The 25952-nt window shown below is 60.7% G+C and carries 21 protein-coding genes; 15 read left to right on the plus strand and 6 right to left on the minus strand.

Annotation, left to right across the window (positions count from 1 at the left end):
• Positions 1 to 12 precede the first annotated feature (12 nt).
• The 3 genes from HBO41_RS18340 to HBO41_RS18350 are packed head-to-tail and all read right to left on the minus strand — an operon-like array spanning position 13 to position 2692.
• Entirely contained in the window at positions 13 to 780 is a 768-nt protein-coding gene (locus tag HBO41_RS18340; RefSeq protein ID WP_017139227.1) for a heme ABC transporter ATP-binding protein, read from the minus strand.
• The gene (locus tag HBO41_RS18345; RefSeq protein WP_099547649.1) at positions 780 to 1817 is read right to left on the minus strand and encodes an iron ABC transporter permease; all 1038 of its coding nucleotides are present in this window, start codon (positions 1815 to 1817) and stop codon (positions 780 to 782) included. Before HBO41_RS18345 ends, HBO41_RS18340 begins: the two co-directional genes overlap by 1 nt.
• Positions 1814 to 2692 (minus strand): hemin ABC transporter substrate-binding protein, encoded by an 879-nt coding sequence (locus HBO41_RS18350; protein WP_099547648.1) that lies wholly within the window; start codon positions 2690 to 2692, stop codon positions 1814 to 1816. Before HBO41_RS18350 ends, HBO41_RS18345 begins: the two co-directional genes overlap by 4 nt.
• Positions 2693 to 2848: 156 nt before the next feature.
• On the opposite strand from HBO41_RS18350, the gene HBO41_RS18355 reads away from it, so the two are divergent.
• Positions 2849 to 3166, plus strand: a complete 318-nt coding sequence (locus HBO41_RS18355) for a Rieske (2Fe-2S) protein (RefSeq protein WP_017139230.1) — start codon at positions 2849 to 2851, stop codon at positions 3164 to 3166.
• On the opposite strand, the gene sfsA is transcribed toward HBO41_RS18355, so the two are convergent.
• Complete coding sequence (gene sfsA, locus HBO41_RS18360) at positions 3163 to 3876, minus strand: DNA/RNA nuclease SfsA (RefSeq protein ID WP_099547647.1); 714 nt, start codon at positions 3874 to 3876, stop codon at positions 3163 to 3165. The two genes, HBO41_RS18355 and sfsA, sit on opposite strands and share 4 nt — an antisense overlap.
• The gene (locus HBO41_RS18365; RefSeq protein ID WP_017139232.1) at positions 3876 to 5048 is read right to left on the minus strand and encodes a pyridoxal phosphate-dependent aminotransferase; all 1173 of its coding nucleotides are present in this window, start codon (positions 5046 to 5048) and stop codon (positions 3876 to 3878) included. Before HBO41_RS18365 ends, sfsA begins: the two co-directional genes overlap by 1 nt.
• Positions 5049 to 5368: 320 nt before the next feature.
• Between HBO41_RS18365 and dksA the strand changes: the two genes are divergently transcribed.
• The 14 genes from dksA to HBO41_RS18435 all read left to right on the plus strand — a co-directional run bounded on the left by dksA (position 5369) and on the right by HBO41_RS18435 (position 24903).
• Entirely contained in the window at positions 5369 to 5812 is a 444-nt protein-coding gene (gene dksA, locus HBO41_RS18370) for an RNA polymerase-binding protein DksA (RefSeq protein WP_003194150.1), read from the plus strand.
• A 95-nt stretch (positions 5813 to 5907) separates the two neighbouring features.
• Complete coding sequence (gluQRS, locus tag HBO41_RS18375; RefSeq protein WP_099547646.1) at positions 5908 to 6795, plus strand: tRNA glutamyl-Q(34) synthetase GluQRS; 888 nt, start codon at positions 5908 to 5910, stop codon at positions 6793 to 6795.
• A 62-nt stretch (positions 6796 to 6857) separates the two neighbouring features.
• Positions 6858 to 7034: a hypothetical protein gene (locus HBO41_RS18380; protein ID WP_003176118.1), complete on the plus strand. Its 177-nt coding sequence runs from the start codon at positions 6858 to 6860 to the stop codon at positions 7032 to 7034.
• Complete coding sequence (locus tag HBO41_RS18385) at positions 7018 to 9972, plus strand: sensor histidine kinase (protein WP_017139235.1); 2955 nt, start codon at positions 7018 to 7020, stop codon at positions 9970 to 9972. The genes HBO41_RS18380 and HBO41_RS18385 overlap by 17 nt, the downstream gene beginning before the upstream one ends.
• A 22-nt stretch (positions 9973 to 9994) precedes the next feature.
• Positions 9995 to 11425: a sigma-54 dependent transcriptional regulator gene (locus HBO41_RS18390; protein WP_099547645.1), complete on the plus strand. Its 1431-nt coding sequence runs from the start codon at positions 9995 to 9997 to the stop codon at positions 11423 to 11425.
• Positions 11426 to 12133: 708 nt separating this feature from the next.
• Positions 12134 to 13537, plus strand: coding sequence for a polynucleotide adenylyltransferase PcnB (locus HBO41_RS18395; RefSeq protein WP_099547644.1), 1404 nt, complete (start codon positions 12134 to 12136; stop codon positions 13535 to 13537).
• 2 nt (positions 13538 to 13539) lie between these two features.
• On the plus strand, positions 13540 to 14025 hold the full coding sequence (gene folK, locus HBO41_RS18400) for a 2-amino-4-hydroxy-6-hydroxymethyldihydropteridine diphosphokinase (RefSeq protein ID WP_017139238.1): 486 nt from the start codon (positions 13540 to 13542) through the stop codon (positions 14023 to 14025).
• Positions 14026 to 14340: 315 nt separating this feature from the next.
• Positions 14341 to 15141 carry a 3-methyl-2-oxobutanoate hydroxymethyltransferase gene (panB, locus tag HBO41_RS18405; protein WP_169987295.1) on the plus strand — a complete coding sequence of 267 codons (801 nt, stop codon included), beginning with the start codon at positions 14341 to 14343 and terminating at the stop codon, positions 15139 to 15141.
• Positions 15138 to 15989 carry a pantoate--beta-alanine ligase gene (gene panC / locus HBO41_RS18410; protein ID WP_017139240.1) on the plus strand — a complete coding sequence of 284 codons (852 nt, stop codon included), beginning with the start codon at positions 15138 to 15140 and terminating at the stop codon, positions 15987 to 15989. The genes panB and panC overlap by 4 nt, the downstream gene beginning before the upstream one ends.
• A gap of 224 nt (positions 15990 to 16213) precedes the next feature.
• Entirely contained in the window at positions 16214 to 17878 is a 1665-nt protein-coding gene (gene pgi / locus HBO41_RS18415) for a glucose-6-phosphate isomerase (protein ID WP_017139241.1), read from the plus strand.
• Between the two features lie 105 nt (positions 17879 to 17983).
• Positions 17984 to 19921, plus strand: a complete 1938-nt coding sequence (acs, locus tag HBO41_RS18420; protein ID WP_169987297.1) for an acetate--CoA ligase — start codon at positions 17984 to 17986, stop codon at positions 19919 to 19921.
• An 18-nt stretch (positions 19922 to 19939) separates the two neighbouring features.
• Positions 19940 to 20809 carry an oxygenase MpaB family protein gene (locus HBO41_RS18425; RefSeq protein ID WP_099547641.1) on the plus strand — a complete coding sequence of 290 codons (870 nt, stop codon included), beginning with the start codon at positions 19940 to 19942 and terminating at the stop codon, positions 20807 to 20809.
• A 56-nt stretch (positions 20810 to 20865) separates the two neighbouring features.
• Complete coding sequence (locus HBO41_RS18430; protein WP_169987299.1) at positions 20866 to 21882, plus strand: class I SAM-dependent rRNA methyltransferase; 1017 nt, start codon at positions 20866 to 20868, stop codon at positions 21880 to 21882.
• Positions 21883 to 21969: 87 nt separating this feature from the next.
• On the plus strand, positions 21970 to 24903 hold the full coding sequence (locus HBO41_RS18435; RefSeq protein WP_169987301.1) for a DUF748 domain-containing protein: 2934 nt from the start codon (positions 21970 to 21972) through the stop codon (positions 24901 to 24903).
• Between the two features lie 337 nt (positions 24904 to 25240).
• On the opposite strand, the gene HBO41_RS18440 is transcribed toward HBO41_RS18435, so the two are convergent.
• Positions 25241 to 25840 (minus strand): BON domain-containing protein, encoded by a 600-nt coding sequence (locus tag HBO41_RS18440; RefSeq protein WP_099547638.1) that lies wholly within the window; start codon positions 25838 to 25840, stop codon positions 25241 to 25243.
• Between the last annotated feature and the right edge of the window lie 112 nt (positions 25841 to 25952).

Consider the following 25952-nt stretch of genomic DNA (forward strand, 5'->3'; position numbering starts at 1 on the left):
AAAAAAGCCGATTCAGCGCGCGATGATCAACGGATGCCCACGCTCCGGGTGCGGCTGTACCAGCACCTCCAAACCAAACACCGCCTTAAGTGGCTCGGGCCGCATCACCTGCGCCGGCGTATCCAACGCGTGTGGGCGCCCCTGCTCCAGCAACAGAATCCGGTCGCAATAACGCGCCGCCAGGTTCAGGTCATGGAGAATCACCAGCACCGCAGCGCCGCGATCCGCGAAAGTACGTATAGCTTGCAGGGTCGTGTGTTGGTGCAAGGGGTCAAGCATCGAGGTCGGCTCATCCAACAGCAGCGTCTGCCCGGCTTCCCCCGGCCATAACTGCGCCAACACTCGCGCCAGATGCACACGCTGGCGTTCGCCACCCGACAGCGCCAGGTAGCTGCGCCCGCTTAAATGGCCCACGTCTGCCGCGTGCAGCGCCGCCTCGATGATTTCGTCATCACGCACGCGTCCGGTCTGATGGGGCAAGCGGCCCATGCCTACAACCTCCTCGACACGAAATGCGAAATCCAGCGTGGAAGTCTGCGGCAACACTGCCAAACGTTGGGCACGTTGCGGCCCGCTCCAGTCCGTCAAGGCTTGCTGATCCAGCCACACCTTGCCCTGATCCGGCTTCAGCTCGCCGCACAACGCACCGAGCAGCGTGCTCTTGCCTGCTCCGTTAGGGCCGAGCACACCGAGCACTTCACCCGGCAGCAAGTCCAGGGTGACATCCGCCAGCACGGTTTTATCGCCACGCCGGACCTGCAACGCTTCTACTCGCAGCATCAGGCGCGCCCTCGCAACAATAAATAAAGAAAAAACGGCGCGCCGATAAAGGCCGTCACGATGCCGATCGGCAGTTCAGCCGGCGCCAGCGCCAGGCGTGCCACCAGGTCAGCAAACAGCAACAGGCTCGCGCCCGCGAGCACAGACGCCGGCAACAACACCCGATGATCCGGCCCGGCCAACAAGCGCACCAGATGCGGCACCACCAGCCCGACAAACCCGATCATGCCCGCCGCCGCTACCGCCGCGCCCACACCAAGGGCCGTGCAAAACACCAGTTCACGCTTGAGCCCTTCAACATCAATGCCAAGGTGATTGGCTTCGGACTCGCCGAGCAACAATGCATTCAAGGCTTTTGCACGGCGCGGCAACCACAGCGCCACACCGGCGCTCACCAACAGCAATGGCCACAACCGCGAATAGCTGGCGCCATTGAGGCTGCCAAGATTCCAGAACGTCAGCGTGCGCAAGGTGGCGTCATCGGCCAGATAGGTAAACAACCCCACCGCCGAACTGGCCAGGGCGGTAAGCGCGATACCGGCAAGCAGCATCGTTGCAACGTTGGTCTGGCCGTTGCGGCGCCCCAGGCGATAGACCAGGGCAGTGACGCCCAAACCGCCAAGAAACGCGCACAACGACAGCAGATAAGGCCCGAACGCATCCGGCAGGCCACCAAAAAAAGAACCGCCGACGATAGCAATCGCCGCCCCGAGCGCCGCGCCGCTGGACACACCGACCAACCCCGGATCGGCCAGCGGGTTGCGAAACAAGCCCTGCATCGCCACACCCGACAATGCCAGCACACCACCTACCGCCAAACCCAGCAAGGTTCGCGGCAAACGAATCTGCCCCAGGATCAATTCGGCCTGCTCCAGGCCCTGGGCTTCAATCGGTACGCCCATCAGGCGCAAGGCGGCCTTGAGCGTATCCAGCAACGGCAGGCTGACCGGCCCCAGGGCCAGTGAAAGCCAGATTGCCAGAAGGCATAACAGCGCCAGCCCGATAAACAGCGTTTTCGGTTTAACCAGAGTCGTCATGGGGCAGGTTTAGCCTGGGACGGATAAAACCCGGCAGACAATTGCACCAGGCTTTGCGGCAGACGCGGCCCGAGCCCGCCGACCAGCAGGGTCGGGTCCAGCTCAAACACGCGGCCGTTTTTGGCGGCCGGGGTCGACGCCAGAATCGGGTTTTCCTTGAACAAGGCCGCCCGAGCGGCATCGCCAGTGAGTGCGCGATCAGCAAACACCAGCACATCAGGACTCAGCCCGGCCAGCGACTCCACCGAAAACGGCTTATAGCCCGTGTGGGTCGCCAGGTTATGCCCGCCCGCCTGCTGCAACATCCAATCGGCGGCCGTGTCCTTGCCTGCAATCAGCGGTTTGCCACCTGCATGCCCTAGCAACAAAAGCACACCCGGCGCCTTTTGCGTGGCCTGGGCCTTGGCGACCCAGGCTTGCTGCTGATCCAGCTTTTGTTCATATCCGGTAAACAATTCGTTGGCCTTGGCTTCATCACCCAACAGCTTGCCCAAGTGCTGAAGGTTGCCTTTCAAGGTCGGCAAATCCGGCTCTGCCGAGAACATCTCCACCTGCACGCCCGCGCCGCGAATTTGCGCCAGCACCGGCGGTGGGCCCATCTCTTCAGTCCCGACCAGAACCTGCGGACGCAGGCTTAAAATCCCTTCCGCCGACAGTTGCCGCTGATAACCGATGCTCGGCAACGCCTTGAGCGATGCTGGATGCTGGCTGGTGGTATCCACCCCCACCAGCTTTGACTCCCCGCCCAGCGCCGTGACCCATTCCGATAGCGCCCCACCGGCGCTGACCCAGCGTTGCGGCAGTTCAGAGGCTTGCGCCCCGTGGTTGACCAGCAGTGAGGCAACAAGCGCAATAGCGCTGGTACTCAGGCGCATAACAGGGTTTCCTTCCAAGGGCGGGGCCACTCAAGCACTCATGGATGTGACAGATAAACCCTGTCTGGCATCGTACAGAGCACCCAATCAGCTAACGGGCGAAGCCGGCATTTGATAATTGTTTGCATTTGAACGTCAAGGCACTTAAGGATTGTTATGAAGCTTCTCTGCCCCTCAGATGCCCTGGCGCCCAACAGCAGCCGTGGTTTTGAAATAGACGGTTGCAAAGTGTTGGCCGTGCGCCGTGACGGCGTGGCGTACTTCTACCTCAACCGCTGCCCCCATCGCGGCATCCCGCTGGAATGGCAGCCCGACCAGTTCCTGGACAGCAGCGCCAGCCTGATCCAGTGCGCCACCCACGGCGCCTTGTTCCTGATCGAAAGCGGCGAGTGCATCGCCGGGCCGTGCGCGGGCCAAAGCCTTAAAGCCCTGCCCGGCCGTGAAGACGCGCAAGGCCTGTGGGTGCAACTCTAGTCGCCGATCATCACGTCCAGGCGCCGGTCGATGATAATTTCCTGCGGCGTGACCCGCGCACCATAGGCCAACACCTCCACGCCGGCCGCCTTGGCCTCGCGCAGCGCAGCGGCGTAGCCCGCATCGATTTCCACCGCCGGGCGTACAGCGTCAATCCCCGACAGGTTCACGCAATACAACTGCACCGCACGCACGCCCTCACGCGCCAGGTGTGCCAACTCGCGCAAATGCTTGGCGCCACGTTGGGTCACCGCGTCGGGAAACGCTGCCACCGGCGAGCCATCAAAGCCCAAGGTGACGCTCTTGACCTCCACATACGCCGCGCCGTGTGGGTACTCCAGGCGAAAATCGATACGGCTTTTTTCCTGGCCGTAAGGCACTTCGCGCTTCAAGGCGGTAAAACCGTTGAGTTCAGTGATCACCCCGGCGCGCAACGCCTCCTCCACCAGTTGGTTGGCACGCGCGGTGTTGACGCATGCCAGCCGGCCTTGGGGGGTTTCGGCAATTTCCCAGGTACCCGGCAATTTACGCTTGGGGTCTGTGGAGCGACTGAACCAGACCTGGCCGCCCTCCACCATGCAATTGAGCATCGAGCCGGTGTTGGGGCAGTGAATGGTCAGCAACTCGCCGGTCAGCGTTTCGATATCGGTGAGAAAGCGCTTGTAGCGGCGGATCAGCCGCCCTTCTTCGAGGGGAGGATTAAAGCGCATCAGCCTTGCCAGCTCCGCAAGCCACGGGCGATGCGTTCCACCGCCTCCTGTAGCCGATCGAGGTTTTGCGTGTAGGCAAAACGCACATGGTGGCCGGCCTGATAACGACCGAAATCCAGGCCCGGCGTAAACGCCACATGCTCGGTTTCAAGGAAATGACGGCAAAACGCGAAGGCATCACCGCCGAACGCGCTGATATCGGCGTACAAATAGAACGCGCCTTCGGGCTCTACGGCGATGCCGAAACCCAACTCGCGCAAGGCTGGCAGCAGGAAATCCCGGCGGCGCCCGAACTCGGCGCGGCGCTCTTCCAGAATGCTCAGGGTTTGCTCGGTGAAACACGCCAGCGCCGCGTACTGGGCCATGCTCGGCGCGCTGATGTAGAGGTTTTGCGCCAACTTCTCCAATTCGCCCACCGCCGCCGGGGGCGCCACCAGCCAGCCGAGGCGCCAGCCGGTCATGCCGAAATACTTCGAAAAACTATTTAAGACGAAGGCATCGTCGTCGACTTCCAGCACGCTGGCGGCATCGGTGCCGTAGGTGAGGCCGTGATAGATCTCGTCCACCACCAAATGGCCGTTACGCGCCTTGATTGCACTCGACAACCCCGCCAGTTCGTCGCGGGTCAGAATGGTGCCGGTCGGGTTGGCTGGTGAGGCCACCAGCGCGCCAACGCTGTCTGCATTCCAGTGTTTGGCCACCAGCTCAGCGGTCAATTGGTAGCGCACGTCCGGGCCAACCGGCACCAGCTGCGCAGCGCCTTCCACTAGCCGCAGGAAATGTCGGTTGCACGGGTAGCCTGGGTCGGCCAACAGCCAGTGCTTGCCCGGATCGACCAGCAGGCTGCTGGCCAGCAGCAACGCGCCAGAGCCACCGGGCGTGATCAGAATACGCTCAGGGTCGACGCTCAGGCCGTAGCGCTGCTGGTAAAAACCACTGATGGCCTGGCGCAGTTCGGGCAGCCCACGGGCCGCGGTATAGCGCGTCTTGCCGTTGGCCAGCGCGGCCTGGCCAGCCTGGATAATCGGCTCGGCCGTGGTGAAATCCGGCTCGCCGATCTCCAGGTGGATAACATCATGGCCAGCCGCCTGCAGCTCATTGGCTCGCGCCAGTAACGCCATAACGTGAAAAGGTTCGATGGCGCGACTGCGCGCACTGTAGGGCTGGGCCATTAGCCTTCCTTAACGGTGAGGACAAAATCAGGATTCTACCGAACCCGCGCGGTAAAACATGCTCTATTGCCTGCTCGGTCCTCCGTGCTGAACCGGGCAAGCGCCTGCAAAACGACTAAAATCAACATTCGAGACACGCTATACCCAGCCATGGCGGGCCATGACAGTTTGCAAGCCTGCCACGTTGGGCCTCGACAACCGGGAGTGGCGCACCCCGAATCTATCTGGTAAGTTCGCCCGCTTGCAGCCGCAGGGCCGGCAGGTGTCGGTGACGTTGCAATCCTGCGCAATGGATTAGAAGAGTGAGAGGCGGTCTATTCATGTCCACCCAAGCAAAGCAACAGCAGACTCAAGGCCTCGGCGGCTTCGAACCCTATGTGGAAAAAAAGGGCGAGGAGTACATGGGCGAGCCCATGCGCGAGCACTTCACCAAGATCCTGAACAAGTGGAAACAGGACTTGATGCAGGAGGTTGATCGTACCGTTGACCACATGAAGGACGAAGCAGCCAACTTTCCTGATCCGGCCGACCGTGCGAGCCAGGAAGAAGAGTTCGCCCTTGAACTGCGAGCGCGTGATCGAGAGCGCAAGCTGATCAAGAAGATCGACAAGACCCTGCAACTGATCAAGGACGAGGAATACGGCTGGTGCGAATCCTGCGGCGTCGAGATTGGTATTCGCCGCCTGGAAGCCCGCCCAACCGCGGACCTGTGCGTAGACTGCAAGACCTTGGCTGAAATCAAGGAAAAACAGGTCGGCAAGTAACCCTGCCGGGCTGAACGCGACAAACAAAAAATGGGGCGTGCAAACGCTCCATTTTTGTTTCTGGCGTTCAGCGGTTTTCCAGTAGTATCCGGCCCATGACAGCCTCTACTTATATCGGGCGTTTCGCCCCCACGCCCAGCGGCCACCTGCACTTCGGTTCGCTGGTTGCCGCGCTCGCCTCCTACCTCGATGCCCGCGCCAATCACGGCCGCTGGCTGATGCGCATGGAAGACCTCGACCCACCCCGTGAAGAACCCGGCGCCCAGGCGGCGATCCTGCACGCCCTGGAAAGCTATGGCTTTGAGTGGGATGGGGAACTGGTCCGGCAAAGCGAGCGGCATGATGCCTACGCCAAAGTCTTGAACGACATGTTCAACCACGGCCTGGCTTACGCCTGTACCTGCTCGCGTAAACAATTGGAGCCCTACCACGGGATCTATCCAGGCCTGTGCCGAAACCTCGGGCACGATCAGCAAGACGCGGCGATCCGCCTGCGCGTTCCGGAGCTGGAGTATCACTTTACCGACCGCGTGCAAGGCGAATTCCGACAGCACCTGGGCCGTGATGTGGGCGATTTCATCATCCGCCGTCGCGATGGCCTGTATGCCTACCAACTGGCAGTGGTACTCGACGATGCCTGGCAAGGTGTCACCGACATCGTGCGCGGCGCCGACCTGCTCGATTCCACGCCGCGCCAGCTTTACCTGCAGGAACTGCTGGGTCTGCGCCAGCCGCGCTACCTGCACGTGCCGCTGATCACCCAGCCGGACGGCAACAAGCTGGGCAAATCCTACCGCTCGCCGCCGTTGACACCCGACCAGGCCACACCTTTGCTATTGAGAGCGTTGCGCGCCCTCGGCCAGCAACCCGGCAGCGAAATGCTGCACGCCAGCCCACGGGAACTGCTGGATTGGGGCATTGCACACTGGGACGCCAGCCAGATTCCGCGCACACTCACGCTGGCCGAAGCGCAATTGAGCTGAAGGCGCTTGCAGCTTGCCAAGCATCCGTTACCATCGCGGCAGTTTTTTAATCAGAGGCCAACATGTACATCTATCGATTGGTCCTGCTGCTGGTCGTCGGGATCTACCTGTTTTCCCCGGCCATCATGGATTGGTGGATCGACGCCACGGGCGCCTGGTATCGCCCTTATCTGCTGTGGTTGATCCTGATCGTCGTGACCTTCATCCTGCAGAGCCAAAAAGATGCCGATGAGCTTTAGCCTCACCCAGATGCTGCTGATCAGCGCCGCCTACCTGGCCGCGTTGTTCGGGGTTGCCTGGATCAGTGAGCGCGGAATGATTCCGCGGGCGATCATTCGCCATCCGTTGACCTACACCTTGTCCCTGGGCGTCTACGCCAGCGCCTGGGCATTTTATGGCACGGTGGGGCTGGCCTATCAGTATGGCTACGGCTTTCTGTCCAGCTACCTGGGCGTGTCCGGCGCGTTCCTGCTGGCGCCGGTGTTGCTGTACCCGATCCTGAAAATCACCCGCACCTATCAACTGTCGTCCCTGGCGGACTTGTTTGCCTTCCGCTTTCGCAGCACCTGGGCCGGCGCGCTGACCACGATCTTTATGCTGATCGGCGTGCTGCCGTTGCTGGCCCTGCAGATCCAGGCGGTGGCGGACTCCATCAGCATCCTCACCCGCGAACCGGTGCAGCACCGCGTCGCCCTGGCTTTTTGCGCACTGATCACGCTGTTCACGATTTTCTTCGGCTCACGCCATATCGCCACCCGCGAGAAACACGAAGGCCTGGTGTTTGCGATTGCCTTCGAGTCGGTGATCAAGCTGATCGCCATCGGCGGTGTCGGCCTGTATGCGCTGTATGGCGTATTCGACGGGCCGCAACAGTTGGAGTTGTGGTTGCTGCAAAACCAGACCGCCCTCGCCGCTTTGCACACGCCGTTGCAGGAAGGCCCATGGCGCACGCTGCTGCTGGTGTTCTTTGCCTCGGCCATCGTGATGCCGCACATGTACCACATGACCTTCACCGAGAACCTCAACCCGCGCTCATTGGTCAGCGCCAGCTGGGGTTTGCCGTTATTCCTGCTGCTGATGAGCCTGGCGGTGCCGCTGATCCTGTGGGCCGGCCTCAAGCTCGGCGCCACCACCAACCCCGAATACTTCACCCTTGGCGTCGGTATTGCCGCCAACAGCAAATCCCTGGCATTGCTGGCTTACGTAGGCGGTTTGTCGGCGGCCAGTGGCTTGATCATCGTCACCACGCTGGCACTCTCCGGCATGGCGCTCAATCACCTGGTGCTGCCGCTGTATCAGCCGCCAGCCGAAGGTAATATCTACCGCTGGCTGAAATGGACGCGCCGCGCGCTGATCGTCGCCATCATCATGGCCGGCTATGGCTTCTACCTGCTGCTGGGCGCTGGGCAAGACCTGGCCAACCTCGGCATCGTCGCGTTTGTGGCGACCTTGCAGTTCTTGCCGGGTGTGTTGTCGGTGCTGTACTGGCCAACCGCCAACCGTCGCGGCTTTATCGCCGGGCTGCTGGCAGGCATTCTGGTGTGGATGGTGACCATGCTGCTGCCGCTGGTCGGCAACTTGCAGGGCTTCTATATTCCGCTGCTGAACATGATCTACGTGCTGGATGACACCAGCTGGCACATGGCAGCGATCGCCTCGTTGGCCGCCAACGTGCTGATGTTTACCCTGATCTCGCTGTTCACCAACGCCAGCCCCGAAGAAACCAGCGCCGCCGAAGCCTGCGCGGTGGACAACGTGCGCCGCCCGCAACGCCGCGAGCTGCACGCCGCCTCACCGCAAGAGTTCGCCACCCAACTGGCCAAGCCGCTGGGCGCCAAGGCTGCGCAAAAGGAAGTCGAGCAGGCACTGCGCGACCTTTACCTGCCGTTTGACGAGCGCCGGCCCTACGCCCTGCGCCGTTTGCGCGACCGCATTGAGGCCAACCTGTCCGGCCTGATGGGACCGAGCGTGTCCCAGGACATGGTGGAAACCTTCTTGCCCTACAAGGCCGGCGGCGAAAACTACGTCACCGAAGACATCCATTTCATCGAGAGCCGGCTGGAGGATTACCACTCACGCCTCACCGGTCTCGCCGCCGAACTCGATGCCCTGCGCCGCTATCACCGTCAAACCCTTCAAGAACTGCCGATGGGCGTGTGTTCCCTGGCCAAGGATCAAGAGATCCTGATGTGGAACAAGGCGATGGAAGAACTCACCGGCATCGCCGCACAACGTGTTGTGGGTTCACGCCTGAACACCTTGGGCGACCCTTGGAAAGAACTGTTGCAAGGCTTTATCAACCTGCCCGACGAGCACTTGCACAAACAGCACCTGGCGCTGGACGGCCAGACCCGCTGGCTCAATCTGCACAAAGCGGCGATCGACGAGCCGCTGGCGCCGGGCAACAGTGGCCTGGTGCTGCTGGTGGAAGACCTGACCGAAACCCAGATGCTCGAAGACAAGCTGGTGCACTCCGAACGCCTGGCCAGCATCGGTCGCCTGGCTGCGGGTGTGGCCCATGAAATCGGCAACCCGATCACCGGTATCGCGTGCCTGGCGCAAAACCTGCGCGAAGAGCGCGAAGAAGACGCTGAAATCACCGAAATCAGCGGGCAGATCCTCGAGCAGACCAAGCGCGTGTCACGCATCGTGCAGTCGCTGATGAGCTTCGCCCACGCCGGCGCGCATCAGAACCATGACGAAGCGGTGTGCCTGGCGGAAGTGGCGCAGGATGCCATTGGGCTGCTGGCCTTGAACCGGCGCAATTTCGAAGTACAGTTTTTTAACCTGTGCGACCCGGACCACTGGGTTGACGGCGACTCCCAACGCTTGGCGCAGGTGCTGATCAACCTGCTTTCAAACGCCCGTGACGCAACGCCCGCCGGCAGTGCGGTACGCGTCAAGAGCGAGGCTTTCGAGCACACGGTCGACCTGATCGTGGAGGACGAAGGCAGCGGTATTCCACAGAACATCATGGATCGATTGTTCGAACCTTTCTTCACCACCAAGGACCCGGGTGAAGGTACCGGTCTGGGCCTTGCACTGGTCTATTCCATCGTTGAAGAGCATTATGGACAAATCACCATCGACAGCCCGGCTGACACCGAAAGCCAACGCGGCACCCGTATTCGGGTGACCTTGCCGCGTCATGTCGAAGCGACGTCCGCTGTGAACTGAGACCGTCGAGAGAATTGAATCAATGCCGCACATTTTGATCGTCGAAGACGAAACCATTATCCGCTCTGCCTTGCGTCGCCTGCTTGAACGTAATCAGTACCAGGTCAGCGAAGCCGGCTCGGTGCAGGAAGCCCAAGAGCGTTTCAGCATTCCCACGTTCGACCTGATTGTCAGCGACCTGCGCCTGCCGGGCGCGCCGGGGACCGAGCTGATCAAGCTTGGCCAGGGCACGCCCGTGCTGATCATGACCAGCTATGCCAGCCTGCGCTCGGCGGTGGACTCGATGAAGATGGGCGCGGTGGACTACATCGCCAAGCCTTTCGATCACGACGAAATGCTCCAGGCCGTGGCGCGCATTCTGCGTGACCGTCAGTCGGCTGGCAGTACGCCGGCCGAACAGCGTCCTGCCGGCAAGGCTGCCGAGAAGCCGGGGGCCGACAACAGCAACGGCGAGATCGGCATCATCGGCTCTTGCCCACCGATGCAGGATCTGTACAGCAAGATCCGCAAAGTGGCGCCGACCGACTCCAATGTATTGATCCAGGGCGAGTCGGGCACCGGTAAAGAGCTGGTGGCCCGCGCTCTGCACAACCTGTCCAAGCGTGCCAAGGCACCGATGATTTCGGTGAACTGCGCGGCGATCCCCGAATCGCTGATCGAGTCCGAACTGTTCGGGCACGAGAAAGGCGCATTTACCGGCGCCAGCGCCGGGCGTGCTGGGTTGGTCGAAGCGGCGGACGGCGGCACCTTGTTCCTCGACGAAATTGGCGAACTGCCCCTGGAAGCCCAGGCGCGCTTGCTACGCGTGTTGCAGGAAGGCGAGATTCGCCGTGTCGGTTCGGTGCAATCACAGAAGGTCGATGTGCGCCTGATCGCCGCGACCCACCGTGACCTCAAGAGCCTGGCCAAGATCGGCCAGTTCCGGGAAGACTTGTATTACCGCCTGCATGTCATCGCCCTCAAGCTGCCGGCCTTGCGCGAGCGTGGCGCCGACGTGAATGAGATCGCCAGCGCGTTTCTGCTGCGCCAGAGCGCGCGCATCAACCGTACCGACCTCAAGTTTGCCGCCGACGCCGAGCAGGCGATTCGGCATTACTCGTGGCCGGGTAACGTCCGCGAACTGGAGAACGCGGTCGAGCGTGCGGTTATTCTGTCGGAGAGCCCGGAAATTTCTGCCGAGCTGCTGGGTATCGATATCGAGCTGAGCGACCTGGAAGACGACGACTTCATCGGCCTGGCCCCGCAACAGGGCGGTGGCAGCAATACCAGCCATGAGCCGACCGAAGACCTGTCACTGGAAGACTACTTCCAGCACTTCGTGCTTGAGCATCAGGACCATATGACCGAGACCGAGCTGGCTCGCAAGCTGGGGGTAAGTCGCAAATGCCTGTGGGAACGGCGCCAACGCCTGGGCATTCCACGGCGCAAGACCGGGGTGGCCAGCGAAAGCTGAGGGCGCGCCCCCACAGGTAACACCCTCAGATGTGAAAAAACTGTTACCGCAGCTTTTTCACGTAACAGAAGCCGGGGCTTACGGTAACGAAGCCCCGGCTTTTTTTCGCCCTTCCAAAAGCCAAAACCAGCTCAAACCCCCGGTTTTGCTGGGCGGCACAAAAGTTGGCACGCACCCTGCTATATGCTTAGTACAAAAACAATAACAAGCTTTGTACAAGACAATAAAAATAAGACGAATCGACTCACGCATAACAAAAACAACACGGCGGAGGCGCAGCTAACTGATTCTTTTGGAGAGGCGTTGCATTTGGGGCTTGCCCCGCAACCAGGCCGAGAACAACAAAAACTGCCCTAAGGCAGAGCCTGAACTGGTTGGATCGTAGATCAGCAACACAGCGACCAAAGCAATCCGTTTGCTCTTGGCTCCCGATTGGGAGTGTCATGAAGGTGAAACTTCATGGCGAGGGCGATCAACAAAAACAAAAAGCCCGCAACCATAATAAAAATAGAGCACGCAACTACTTCTGGGGGAGCTTCGGCTCCCCTTGTAGTTTCCGGCATTTGACCCGCTCACACCCTTCTTTAAGCTTCTGGCTCAAGCCTTGCAGCTTGTTCCTACACCATCCCTCGACTAAATGCTAGAATCCCGGCCCATCATGCGGTCATTCTTCGTTATGGCCGAACATTCCTTCAAACAGTGCATCCCATGCTGAAGAAGTTGTTCCAGTCATTCCGTTCCCCCTTGCGTCGTACGCAACACATTCGCAGCACGCCTGAAGTGCTTAACAGCAATCAGCATTCATTGCAGCGCGCTCAATTCAGCCGCTATGCAGTGAACATCGTCGAACGTTTGCAGAACGCCGGCTACCAGGCTTATCTGGTGGGCGGCTGCGTACGTGACATGCTGCTCAATATCACGCCCAAGGATTTCGACGTCGCCACCAGCGCCACGCCGGAGCAGGTGCGTGCCGAGTTTCGCAATGCGCGAATCATCGGTCGCCGCTTCAAGTTGGTGCACATCCACTTTGGTCGCGAAATCATCGAGGTCGCGACGTTCCGCGCAGGCCATCCGCAAAACGATGATGAGGAAGACACCAATCAGTCTTCCCGCAACGAGAGCGGCCGCATCCTGCGTGACAACGTGTACGGCACCTTGGAAGAAGACGCGCAGCGCCGCGACTTCACCATCAACGCCCTGTATTACGACCCGGTCAGCGAGCGCATTCTCGATTACGCCAACGGCGTACACGACATTCGCAACAACCTGATCCGCCTGATCGGCGACCCGACGCAGCGTTACCAGGAAGACCCGGTACGCATGCTGCGCGCCGTGCGCTTTGCCGCCAAGCTGAACTTCGGCATCGAGAAACACACCGCCGCGCCGATTCGCGAGCTGGCGCCGATGCTGCGGGAAATTCCTTCGGCACGCCTGTTCGAAGAAGTGCTGAAGTTGTTCCTCTCGGGTTATGCCGCCGATACGTTCGAAATGCTGGTCGACCTGCAACTGTTCGACCCGCTGTTCCCGGCCAGCGCCGAGGCACTGGAATACAACCCCACGTACACCCACACGCTGATCAGCGAAGCGTTGATAAACACCGACCTGCGCATCAAGCAGAACAAACCGGTAACGCCGGCGTTCCTGTTTGCCGCCCTGCTGTGGCCTGCCCTGCCCAAGCGCGTATTGCGCCTGCAAGACCGTGGCATGCCGCCGATTCCGGCCATGCAGGAAGCCGCACATGAGCTGATCGCCGAGCAGTGCCAGCGCATCGCCATTCCCAAACGCTTCACCATGCCGATCCGCGAGATCTGGGACATGCAGGAGCGCCTGCCGCGCCGCAGTGGCAAGCGCGCCGACCTGTTGCTGGACAACCCGCGCTTCCGTGCCGGTTACGACTTCCTGCTGCTGCGCGAAAGCGCCGGCGAGCAGACCGACGGCCTGGGCGAATGGTGGACCGACTACCAGGACGCCAATGACAGCCAGCGCCGCGACATGATTCGCGACCTCGGCAGCAAAGGCGATGGCGAAGGCACTGGCCCGAAAAAACGTCGTCGCAGCGGCACCAAGCGCAAGCGCAGCGCGGCCGATGCCTCGGGCGCTGCGGGCGAATAAACGTGGAACGTGTCTACATTGGCATGGGCAGCAACCTGGCTGCCCCGGACCAGCAATTGCGCAGCGCTGTCGAAGCCCTGGCGCAATTGCCCGGCACGGCCCTCGTTGGCGTGTCGGCGTTCTATCAAAGTGACTCCCTGCTCCCGGGCCAACCGCGCTACACCAATGCGGTCGCCGCCCTGGACAGCGATCTTGCGCCACTGGATTTACTCGATGCCCTGCAAACCATCGAGAACGACCAGGGCCGCGAGCGCCTTGAACGCTGGGGCCCGCGCACCCTGGACCTGGATATCCTGTTGTTTGGCGATCGCCTGATCGACACGCCGCGGCTGAAGGTGCCGCACTATCAGATGCATTTGCGCGCGTTTGTGCTGTACCCGCTGGCAGAGCTGGCACCCGCCGACCTGCAACTGCCCAATGGCCAAACACTTAGCGACTTGCTGGCCGCCTGCCCGTTTGTTGGCCTGGAGCGCGTGCCCCGAGACTGACTCGGTCAATGTGGGACCCGGCTTGCCTGCGATGCGGGCAACTCGGTACACCCGCTATTGCGCGATGCTGCCATCGCAGACACGCCAGCTCCCACCCGTAACAGGGGTAACACCCCACTCGTAACAATGCGGTAACACATCCAATTGACTTCCCGTGTCCTCATCACGACTATAGGCGTCCCGCTGCCGCCAACCCGGCGCTGAAGGGCGCAATCCAGGCCTTATAAGCACTGCTCTCAAGACAGTGCGCCTGTATAAACGAAGACTCACGCGCGTTACTCGCTGTTTCCAAGCGCCTGAACGAGGACCCTTTCCATGCCAGACATTACCCTGACCACCTTGCAGAGCCTGAAGCTCAAAGGTGAAAAAATCACCATGCTGACCTGCTATGACGCCACCTTCGCCCACGCCAGCTGTGAGGCCGGGGTTGAAGTGCTGTTGATTGGCGATTCACTGGGCATGGTTCTTCAAGGGAATGACAGCACCCTGCCGGTCACCACTGACGAACTTGCGTACCACACGGCCAGCGTCAAACGCGGTAACAACGGCGCCTTCATCATCGCTGACCTGCCGTTCATGGGTTACGCCACCCTTGAACAAACCTTCCAGAACGCCGGCAAGCTGATGCAAGCCGGTGCACACATGATCAAAGTCGAAGGCGCGGTATGGCTGGCGGAGTCGATCCGGTTACTGGCTGAGCGCGGCGTTCCAGTGTGCGTGCACATGGGCCTGACGCCGCAGTCGGTGAACATCTTCGGCGGCTACAAGGTGCAAGGTCGCAATGAAGCCCAGGCGCGCCAGATGCGTGCGGATGCCATTGCCCTGGAGCAAGCCGGCGCCGCGATGATCCTGCTCGAATGCGTGCCCAGCGAACTGGCGGCAGAAATTACCCAGGCAGTCAAAGTGCCGGTGATCGGCATTGGCGCAGGCTCGGCCACCGACGGCCAAGTGCTGGTGGTACACGACATGCTCGGCCTGTCGCTGACCGGCCGTGCGCCCAAATTCGTGAAAAACTTCATGGCAGGCCAGGACAGCATCCAGGCAGCCCTGGCCGCCTACGTGAGCGAAGTCAAAGCCATGACGTTCCCTGGCGAAGAACATGGGTTCTCTGCATGAACACCGTTAAAACCGTAAGAGAACTACGCGCCGCCGTCGCCCACGCGCGCAGTGCCGGCAAACGCATTGGCTTTGTGCCCACCATGGGCAACCTGCACAGCGGCCACGCCACCTTGGTGACCAAGGCCGCACAGCAATCGGACTTTGTGGTGGCGAGCATTTTCGTCAACCCGTTGCAGTTCGGCGCAGGCGAAGACCTGGACAAGTACCCGCGCACGCTGGCTGCCGACCAGGAAAAGCTGCTGCAAGCCGGTTGCAACCTGTTGTTTGCGCCCACCGTTGACGAAATGTACCCCGGCGGCATGACCGGCCAAACCCGCGTCAGCGTTCCGCAACTGTCCGAGGGCCTGTGCGGTGCCAGCCGACCCGGGCACTTCGAAGGTGTGGCGACGGTGGTGAGCAAGCTGTTCAACATGGTCCAGCCGGACATGGCCGTGTTTGGCCAGAAGGACTACCAGCAACTGGCGGTCATCCGCGCCATGGTGCATGACTTGAACATGCCCATCCAGATCATCGGCGAGCCCACCGTGCGTGCCGCCGACGGCCTGGCGCTGTCGTCACGCAACGGTTACCTCAACGAAGAACAGCGCGCGATTGCGCCGGTGCTCTACCGCAGCCTCAGCCAGATTGCGGCGGCTATAAAAGGCGGCGAGCAGGATTTCGCCAAGCTGCGTGCCGAGCAGATCGCGCAGATTGAAGCTGCCGGGCTGCGCATGGATTACCTGGAAGTGCGCCAAGGCGTGCACCTGCGTGCGGCCACGCCTGAGGATCGGGATATCGTCATCCTCGTGGCGGCCTATCTGGGTGCGACACGCCTGATCGACAACCTGCATTTGACTCTCAACTGACCCCGCCAGGCACTTCGCCTGTTGCCCTGATCGCTGTGCCGGTATAAAAAAGTACCGGCAACAGCGCAGACAAAGCCAAGACATATCGACACGCTAGGTTTAATGTAATCGCCCTGCGCCATTGTTGGCGCTGACCGGACTCAAACGCCTGATGAAAGACTCAACGTTCCGGATTTAGAAGTGTCCTAAAGGCAAGTCCCCGTAATAAAAGGAAACCCGCAGCGATGGCGTACTACCGCACTCCTCATGACGTTACCGCTCTGCCCGCTTGGCAAGCGCTCAATCAACATCGCCAAGCCATGCAGGATTTCAGCATGCGCGACGCGTTCAATGCCGATCCCCAGCGCTTTTCCCAGTTCACCTTGAGCAGCTGCGGGCTTTTCCTCGATTACTCGAAAAACCTGATCACCAGCGAAACCCGTGACCTGCTGGTGGGCCTGGCCAAAGAAGTCAACCTTAAAGCCGCGATTGACGCGCTGTACGCAGGCGAGCCGGTCAACTCTTCCGAAGGTCGCCCCGCCCTGCACACCGCGCTGCGCCGCCCAGTGGGCGACAAGCTGTCGGTCAACGGCGTAAACATCATGCCGGACGTGCACAAGGTGCTGAACCAGATCACTGACCTGGTCGGCCGCATCCACGACGGCCTGTGGCGTGGTTACACCGAGAAGCCGATCACTGACGTAGTGAATATCGGCATCGGTGGTTCGTTCCTCGGCCCGGAGCTGGTCTCCGAGGCATTGCTGTCCTACGCTCACAAAGGCGTGCGCTGCCACTACCTGGCAAACATCGACGGCAGCGAGTTCCACGAACTGACCCAGAAGCTGCGCGCCGAGACCACGCTGTTTATCGTTTCGTCCAAATCCTTCAACACCCTCGAAACCCTGAAAAACGCCCAGGCCGCCCGCGCCTGGTACCTGGCCCAGGGTGGCTCGGAAGCCGAACTGTACCGTCACTTTATCGCCGTATCGAGCAACAACGCGGCGGCCGTGGCGTTCGGTATCCGTGAAGAAAACATCTTCCCGATGTGGGACTGGGTCGGCGGCCGTTACTCGCTGTGGTCGGCCATTGGCTTGCCAATCGCCCTGGCCATCGGCATGTCCAACTTCAAAGAGCTGTTGTCCGGTGCCTACACCATGGACCAGCACTTCCAGAACGCGCCGTTCGAGCAAAACATGCCGGTGCTGCTGGGCCTGCTGGGCGTGTGGTACGGCAACTTCTGGGGTGCGCAGAGCCATGCGATCCTGCCGTATGACCACTACCTGCGTAACATCACCAAACACTTGCAACAGCTGGACATGGAGTCCAACGGCAAAAGCGTTCGCCAGGACGGCACACCGGTGTCCACCGATACGGGCCCGGTGATCTGGGGTGGCGTAGGTTGCAACGGTCAGCATGCTTACCACCAGTTACTGCACCAGGGGACTCAACTGATCCCGGCCGACTTCATTGTGCCGATCGTCAGCTTCAACCCGGTGTCCGACCATCACCAGTGGCTGTACGCCAACTGCCTGTCCCAGAGCCAGGCACTGATGCTCGGCAAGACCCGCAGTGAAGCCGAGGCTGAGTTGCGCGAAAAAGGCCTGCCGGAAGCCGAAGTGCAGAAGCTGGCGCCTCACAAGGTGATCCCGGGCAACCGTCCGAGCAACACCATCGTGGTCGAGCGCATCAGCCCACGTCGCTTGGGCGCACTGGTCGCCATGTATGAACACAAAGTGTTTGTACAAAGCGTGGTCTGGGGCATCAACGCCTTCGACCAATGGGGCGTGGAGCTGGGCAAAGAGCTGGGCAAAGGTGTCTACAACCGCCTGACCGGCGCCGAAGAAACCCTGGCTGACGATGCGTCGACCCAGGGCCTGATCAACTACTTCCGCGGTCGTCACCGCGGCTGAGGCCGGTACACCAAGGCCAACGTCCGTTTGGACGTTGGCCTTGAACCCTCTCCCCACAGCGTGCATCTTTATGCCTTGTCGCTAAAACAAGAATAAGGACCGCTCATGTTCGATATCCGCACATTCCCCCGCGCCGATGCCGTCCGCCAGGCCGCGCAGCTCAGTCAAGACGAGTACCAGCGCCTCTACCGCCAATCCATTGAGCAACCCAATACGTTCTGGGCCGAACAGGCCAAGGGTTTCCTCGACTGGATCAAACCCTGGCACACCGTGCAACACTCGGACATCACTACCGGCGCAGCCCAGTGGTTTGCCGGCGGCCAACTGAACGTCAGCTACAACTGCATCGACCGTCACCTGGCACAACGCGCCGACCAGCCGGCCTTTATCTGGGAAGGTGATGATCCTGCAAAGTCCTCCAAAATTTCCTACCGCCAACTTCATCAAAACGTCAGCCGCCTGGCCAATGTGCTGAAAACCCGTGGGGTGAAAAAAGGCGACCGGGTGTGCATCTACATGCCGATGATCCCGGAAGCCGCCTACGCGATGCTGGCCTGCACCCGGATCGGCGCGGTGCACTCGGTGGTGTTCGGCGGCTTCTCTCCGGATGCCCTGCGCGACCGCATCCTCGATGCCGACTGTCGCACCGTGATCACCGCCGATGAAGGCGTGCGCGGCGGCAAGCCGGTGGCCTTGAAAAAGAATGTCGACAAAGCCCTGGCCAGTTGCCCGAACGTCAGCACGGTACTGGTGGTGGAGCGCACGGGTGCGAAACTTGACTGGGTAGAAAGCCGCGACCTCAAGTATCAAGCCGCCCTGGACGCCGCCAGCGCTGATTGCCCGCCCGAGCCGATGGACGCCGAAGACCCGTTGTTTATCCTCTACACCTCCGGCAGCACCGGCAAACCCAAAGGCGTGCTGCACACCACCGGTGGCTACCTGCTGCAAGCGGCGATGACCTTCAAGTACGTGCTCGACTACCGTGACGGCGAAGTGTTCTGGTGCACCGCCGACGTGGGCTGGGTCACCGGCCACAGCTATATCGTGTACGGCCCGCTGGCCAACGGTGCGACGTCACTGATGTTCGAAGGCGTGCCAAGCTACCCGGACAGCTCGCGCTTCTGGCAGGTCATCGATAAACACCAGGTGAATATCTTCTACACCGCGCCCACCGCATTGCGCGCGCTCATGCGTGAGGGCCACGGGCCACTGCAGAACACCTCGCGCGCCAGCCTGCGCCTGCTGGGCAGCGTCGGCGAGCCGATCAACCCGGAGGCCTGGGATTGGTACTTTAACGCTGTGGGCGAGCAGCGCTGCCCGATTGTCGATACCTGGTGGCAGACCGAAACCGGCGGCATCATGCTCAGCCCGCTGGTCAGCGCGCAACGGATCAAACCTGGCTGCGCGACCCAACCGATGTTTGGCGTACAACCTGTGCTGCTGGATGAACATGGCAAGGAACTCAGCGGTACCGGCAGTGGCGTGCTCGCTATCAAGGCCAGTTGGCCGGGGCAAATCCGCAGCGTCTACGGTGACCCGCAGCGCATGCTCGACACTTATTTCAAACCCTATCCCGGCTACTACTTCACCGGCGACGGTGCGCGCCGCGATGAGGATGGCGACTACTGGATCACCGGCCGCATCGATGACGTGATCAACGTGTCCGGCCACCGCATCGGCACCGCCGAAGTGGAAAGCGCGCTGGTGCTGCATGATCAAGTGGCCGAAGCCGCTGTGGTCGGTTACCCCCACGACGTCAAAGGCCAGGGCATCTATGCGTTTGTCACCCCCATGAATGGCGTCGAGCCCAGCGATGAGCTGAAAAAACACTTGCTGGCGCTGGTCAGCAAGGAAATCGGCAGCTTTGCCAAGCCGGAACTGATCCAATGGGCGCCGGCCTTGCCGAAAACCCGCTCGGGCAAGATCATGCGGCGTATTTTGCGCAAGATCGCCTGCAACGAACTCGACAGCCTCGGCGACACCTCGACCCTGGCCGACCCGAGCGTGGTGGACGGCCTGATCGATAAACGCCTGAACCGATAGGAGCCACCCAGAGTCGCCATGGAATTTATCCGCAGCCGTATCGAAACCCAGTTGATGAGCCTCACCGGCTTGTCACTCGGCCAACTGGACCTGGAAAACCCCAAGGGCGACCCCGGCCTGTTCGGGCCGGACTCTGTGAGCTGGCAGGTGCATGGCGACTTCAGCAGCATGCTGATCGGCGGCATCAGCGCGTTGATGCTGCAAGCCTTGCACCCGCTGGCCCTGGCCGGCGTGTGGGACCATTCCAACTTTCGCCAGGACATGCTCGGGCGCCTGCGCCGCACTTCGCAGTTTATTTCCGGCACCACGTTCGGCTCGCGCCAGGACGCCGAATGGCTGATTGAGAAGGTGCGCACCATCCACCTGCAAGTGGTCGGGCATGCGCCGGATGGGCGAGCCTATGCGGCCAGTGACCCGGAGCTGCTGACGTGGGTACACGTGGCGGAGGTCAGCAACTTTCTGGCGGCACACCTGCGTTATCGCAACCCGCATCTGTCTGGGCGCGACCAGGACCGCTACTACAGTGAAATTGCCTTGGTTGCCGAGCGACTGGGCGCACGGCACGTGCCGCGTTCACGCCAGGAAATTTCCGATTATCTGGCGCGCATTCGTCCACAACTGCTGTGCGACGATCGCAGCCGCGAAGTGCTGCGCCTGCTGGTCAATGCACCTGCGCCCAGCACCTTGGCCAAACCCTTTGGCAGCTTGATGATGCAGGCCGGCATCGACCTGCTGCCGGACTGGGCCAGCGCTATGCTCGGGCAACACCAAAGCTCGATGCAACGCTTGGTGATCCGCGCGGGAGTGAAGCGCAGCGCGCCCTTGCTGCGCTGGGCGATGCGCAACGGTTCGGTGCAACGCGCCCAGCGGCGGATGGGGTTGATGTAGACGGCGGCCCATAGCTGTTAAACTTCGCGCCCTCTTTTACCCGCAAGGCGCGCTCCATGACTCCCTTGAATCAGGCGCTGCGCGCCGCTCTCAACCATCGCCAAGACCTGATCAACGAGTTGCACGCCCAAGGCACCGACTGCTACCGGCTGTTCCATGGCAGCCAGGAAGGCGCCGGCGGCTTGACCATTGACCGTTACGGCCCGCAATTGCTGGTACAAAGCTTCCACCAGTCGCTGCAAACCGAGGAGCTGCTGGACCTGCATCAACAGGTCAACCAGTTCATGGGGCTGGAATTGCAGCTCGTGTACAACGACCGCTCCCGTGGCAACTCGCGCATCGACCGTGAAGACACGGTGTACCGCGCCGAGCCTGCGGCATTGGCAGATCAGGTCGGCCACGAATGGGGCCTCAACTACCGTGTACGCGGCCGCCATGCCGGGCAAGACCCGCTGCTGTTCCTGGACCTGCGCAACACCCGTGGCTGGGTCAAGGACCACAGCGCCGGCAAAAGCGTGCTGAACCTGTTCGCCTACACCTGTGGCGTAGGCTTGAGCGCCGCAGCCGGGGGCGCGCATGAGGTGTGCAACCTGGACTTCGCCGAAGGCAACCTGGCGGTCGGGCGCGAAAACGGCCTGCTCAACCCGCACTTGCCGACCATGGAATTCGTGCAGTCCGACTACTTCCCGGCGATTCGCCAACTGGCCGGTTTGCCGATCACCCAGCGTCGTGGCCAGAAGCTGCCGAGTTATCCACGCCTTGAGCAGCGCCAGTTCGACCTGGTGCTGCTCGACCCACCGGCCTGGGCCAAGAGTGCTTTCGGCACCGTCGACCTGTTGCGCGATTATCAGAGCCTGCTCAAGCCCGCACTGCTGACCACCGCCGACAATGGCGTGTTGATCTGCTGCAACAACCTGGCAAAAGTCAGCATGGATGACTGGCGTGAGCAGGTGCTGCGTTGCGCCGAAAAAGCCGGCCGCCCGGTACGCGAGTGGCAAATCATGACGCCTGGGGCTGACTTCCCGTCCCTGGATCAGCAGCCACCGTTAAAAACACTGATCCTGCAGTTGTAGTACTTTTCCCAAGGAGTCCAGTACTTCGGAACCGAAAACCCGTGCCATACTCCAAGGCACTCTCGTTCTACATAGATGGCGTCACTCATGCCCAAAGGATTGATCCGCGCCGCTGGCGCCTTGTTGACCGCCCTGGCTCTGTACAGCTTGCTGGGCTTTCTGATTCTGCCGGGCATTGCCCTTCGCATTGCCAACCAACAACTGGCCAATTACGCCACGGTGCCGGCCCGTATCGAGCGTATCGAGCTCAACCCGTTCAGCCTGGAACTGACGGTGTGGGGCCTGAAGCTCGGCGAGCCGGGTAAGGAGCAAGTCGGTTTCGAGCGCCTGTACGCCAACCTGCAGATCGACAGCCTGTGGACGCGCGCGCTGCACCTGGCAGACGTACAACTGGACCAGCCGAAGACCGAAGTGCTGTTCGACAAAACCGGCCAGTTGAACCTGGCGCAGCTGTTCAAGCTGCCGCCGAGTGAGCCGACCCCGGCTGACCCGAATGCCAAGCCGTTCCCGCTGCGCATCGACAGCATCAAGCTGGCCGGCGGCTATGTGTACTTTCGCGACTTGCGCCCCAGCGAGCCAATCGAATTTCTCTACGACAAACTCGACTTCGAGCTGAAAAACCTCAGCACGTTGCCCGAAGACAATGCCGACATGACCCTGGTGGCCGCCGGCCCCGAGGGCGGTCAGATCGATTGGAAAGGCAATTTCAGCCTGGTGCCGATCACTTCCGAAGGCACCTTGAAAGTCACCGATGGCAAGATGAAAGCCTGGTGGCCCTATGTGCGGGATGCCCTGCCGCTGGTGCTTGAAGACGGCGTGCTGAACTTCAGCACCGACTATAAATTCAGCCTGGCCAAAGAAACCGAACTGAACCTGACCAACACCGCCGCCAGCATCGCGCCCTTTGCGATCAAGGCGCCGGATGGCCGGCCACTGGTGCGCCTGGAGCGCCTGGACGTCAGCGACACCACGGTGGACCTGGCCAAGCAGCAAGTGGTGGTCGGCAAGATCCGCAGCAACAAACTGGAAACCTGGGCCGCCCGCGAAGCCGATGGGCAACTGGACTGGCAGAAACTGTTTGCCAGCCAACCGAGCAAACCGGCCAAGGAACTCAAGCCTGCCAGCGCGCCTGCAACCGCCGATACGCCAAACGCCCCACCTGCCGCACCGAGCAAACCCTGGCAAGTGCTGCTCAAGGACGTGCAACTGCGCAACTATCAAGTACACCTGGCGGACCGAGCTGCCAAACCGGCAGTTGCATTGGAGCTAGGCCCGCTGAATGTCGATATGCAGAACTTCGACAGCCTCAACCGCAGCCCCTTTACCCTGAAGGTCGACTCCGGCCTGGGCAAGCAAGGCAAGGTCAGCGCAACCGGCGAGGTCAACCTCAACCCGGTCAGCGCCAAGTTGAAAGTGAACACCCAGGACATCGACCTGCGCGTCGCGCAATCCTATATCAGTCCGTTTATTCGCCTGGAGCTGCGCAGCGGTATGCTGGGCAGCAACCTCGATGTGAACCTCAAAAGCACCGAGCCTTTGGCCCTGCAGGTCACCGGCCGCGCTCAGGTCGACCAGCTGCACACCCTGGACACCCTCAAGACCCGCGACTTCCTCAAGTGGCAGCGTCTGGTACTTGAAGGTGTGAACTACCAGCACGGCGACAGCCTGTCGATCGACAAGGTCAACCTGCTGCAGCCGTATGCGCGCTTTATGATCAACGATGACCGCACCACCAACATCGATGACTTGCTGATCCCGCAACCGGCCGACAATGGCGCCAAGTCGGCAACCAAACCGGCGGCGAGCAAAGACAAGCCATTGGGCATTCATATCGGGCAGATTGCGATCAATGACGGCTCGGCCAACTTCGCCGACTTCAGCCTCACGCCCAACTTCGCCACGGCTATCCAGCAACTCAACGGGCAGATTGGCACTATCGACAGTCGCCAGGCCAAACCGGCCAGCGTCGACATCAAGGGCAAAGTGGATCGCTACGCGCCGGTCACTATCAAGGGCAGCGTCAACCCGTTTGACCCGATGGCGGCGCTGGATATCGCCACCAGCTTCAAGCGTGTCGAACTGACCACGTTGACGCCATATTCCGGCAAGTTCGCGGGTTTCCGCATTCGCAAAGGCCGTCTCAACCTCGATTTGCACTACATGATCACCAAAGGTCAGTTGAAGGCTGAAAACAAGGTGGTGGTTGAGCAATTGCAACTGGGTGAGAAGGTCGACAGTGCCGATGCCGTCGATTTGCCGATTCGCCTGGCCATTGCGCTGCTCAAGGACACTGACGGCAAGATCTCCATCGAACTCCCCGTGACCGGCGACTTGAATAACCCGCAGTTCAGCGTCATGCCGATTGTGTGGCAGACCCTGCGCAACCTGGTGGTGCGCGCAGCCACGGCGCCGTTCAAGTTTATTGGCGGGCTGGTCAGCGGTGGCGGCTCGGAAGACCTGGGTAACGTGTCGTTTGCCGCAGGCTCCAGCGAACTGAACAAAGAGGCCGAGGGTGCTCTGAATACCTTGGCCAAGGCACTGAAAGAGCGCCCTACCCTGCGCCTTGAGATTGAAGGCACGGCAGCGGCCAGCAGCGATGGTCCGTTCATCGCCGCAGATCGCCTGGAGCGTGAATACCAGTACAACTATTACAAAATCCTCCAGCGTCGCGGCGACAAGGTGCCAGCCCAGGCGTCATTGCTGGTGGTGCCGGAGAAGGAAAAAGCGCCATTGCTCGAAGGCATCTACCGCACCCGTCTTAAGCAACAACCACCGGCCGAATGGAAAGACCTGAGCAGCGATGACCGCACTGCGAAGCTGCGTGATGGCTTGATCAAGTTCTGGGCCGCCAGTGATGTACTGCTGCGCCAACTGGGGCAGGACCGTGCCAGCACTATCAAGGACTACCTGGTGGACAAAGGCCAGCTGGAAGATGACCGGGTGTACTTCATTGACGCCAGCCTGGGGCAGGCGGAGAAAGACGGTCGAGTGGTAACGCCGATGCATCTGGATGCCGAGTAACCCCTAAGGCCCTATCAAAATGTGGGAGCTGGCTTGTGTGGGAGATAGATTGTGTGGGAGCTGGCTTGCCTGCGATAGCATCACCCGGGTTTAACTGAATAACCGAGGTGTTTGCATCGCAGGCAAGCCAGCTCCCACACAAGCCAGCTCCCACAGTTGATCGTCAGCTGCCCTGCGCAATCCTATTTCCCACACAATAGAACAGGCCCCGACACAAGTGCCGGGGCCTGTAATGACCACATCCGTGTGGTCGGTCGCATGAACTTTAGAGGTGCATCGGGTGGATAACTAACTCACCCTAAGCCGCCGCCGTCTAGCTCAGACGATTCTTTTAGCGTTACTGAACGGTCAGACCATCAGCCGATACAGATTTAACGCCTTTGATTTTCTTGGTGATCGCAACTGCGGTGTCTTTCTGAGCCTGGGTCACAGCAGCAGTCGACGACAGCGACACTACACCGTGGTTGGTTTCGACTTTGATGTCGGTACCAGGAATGCCTTTCTCAGTAACCAGATCGGATTTCACTTTAGTGGTGATCCAGGTGTCCGAAGTGCTGGTCTTGGCTTTGTCGACGTTGTCGGCTTTAGCTACGCCGCCAGCCATCAGGCCGTCAGCAGAAACAGCGGTAACACCTTTGATTTTCTTGGTGATCGCTACAGCCGTGGCTTTCTGGGAATCAGAGATAGCGACGGTGGAGGACAGGGAAACCACGCCTTTGTTGGTTTCAACCTTGATGTCCGAACCAGGAATGCCTTTCTCGGTCAGCAGATCAGCTTTTACTTTGGTGGTGATCCAAGTGTCCGAAGTGGACTCTTTAGCCTTGGTCATTTCACCGGCCGCCAGGGTCATTGGGGCTTGGGAAGTCTGAGCAAAGGCTACGTTAGCACCCATGGCCAGAGTCAGAGCGGTAGCAGTAGCGAGAGCGAACTTCTTCATACGAGTAACTCCTGTTTTATTAAAAGTCTGCAGCGTGTAAACCTTGATGCTGCAGCGTTAACAGGGTTATTGCAGGCAGTGTGCCAAGTCGCGAAATCGTAATAAACTCTTT

It is taken from the genome of Pseudomonas sp. WS 5146 (genome assembly GCF_012985495.1).
Classification (GTDB): Bacteria; Pseudomonadota; Gammaproteobacteria; order Pseudomonadales; family Pseudomonadaceae; genus Aquipseudomonas; species Aquipseudomonas edaphica.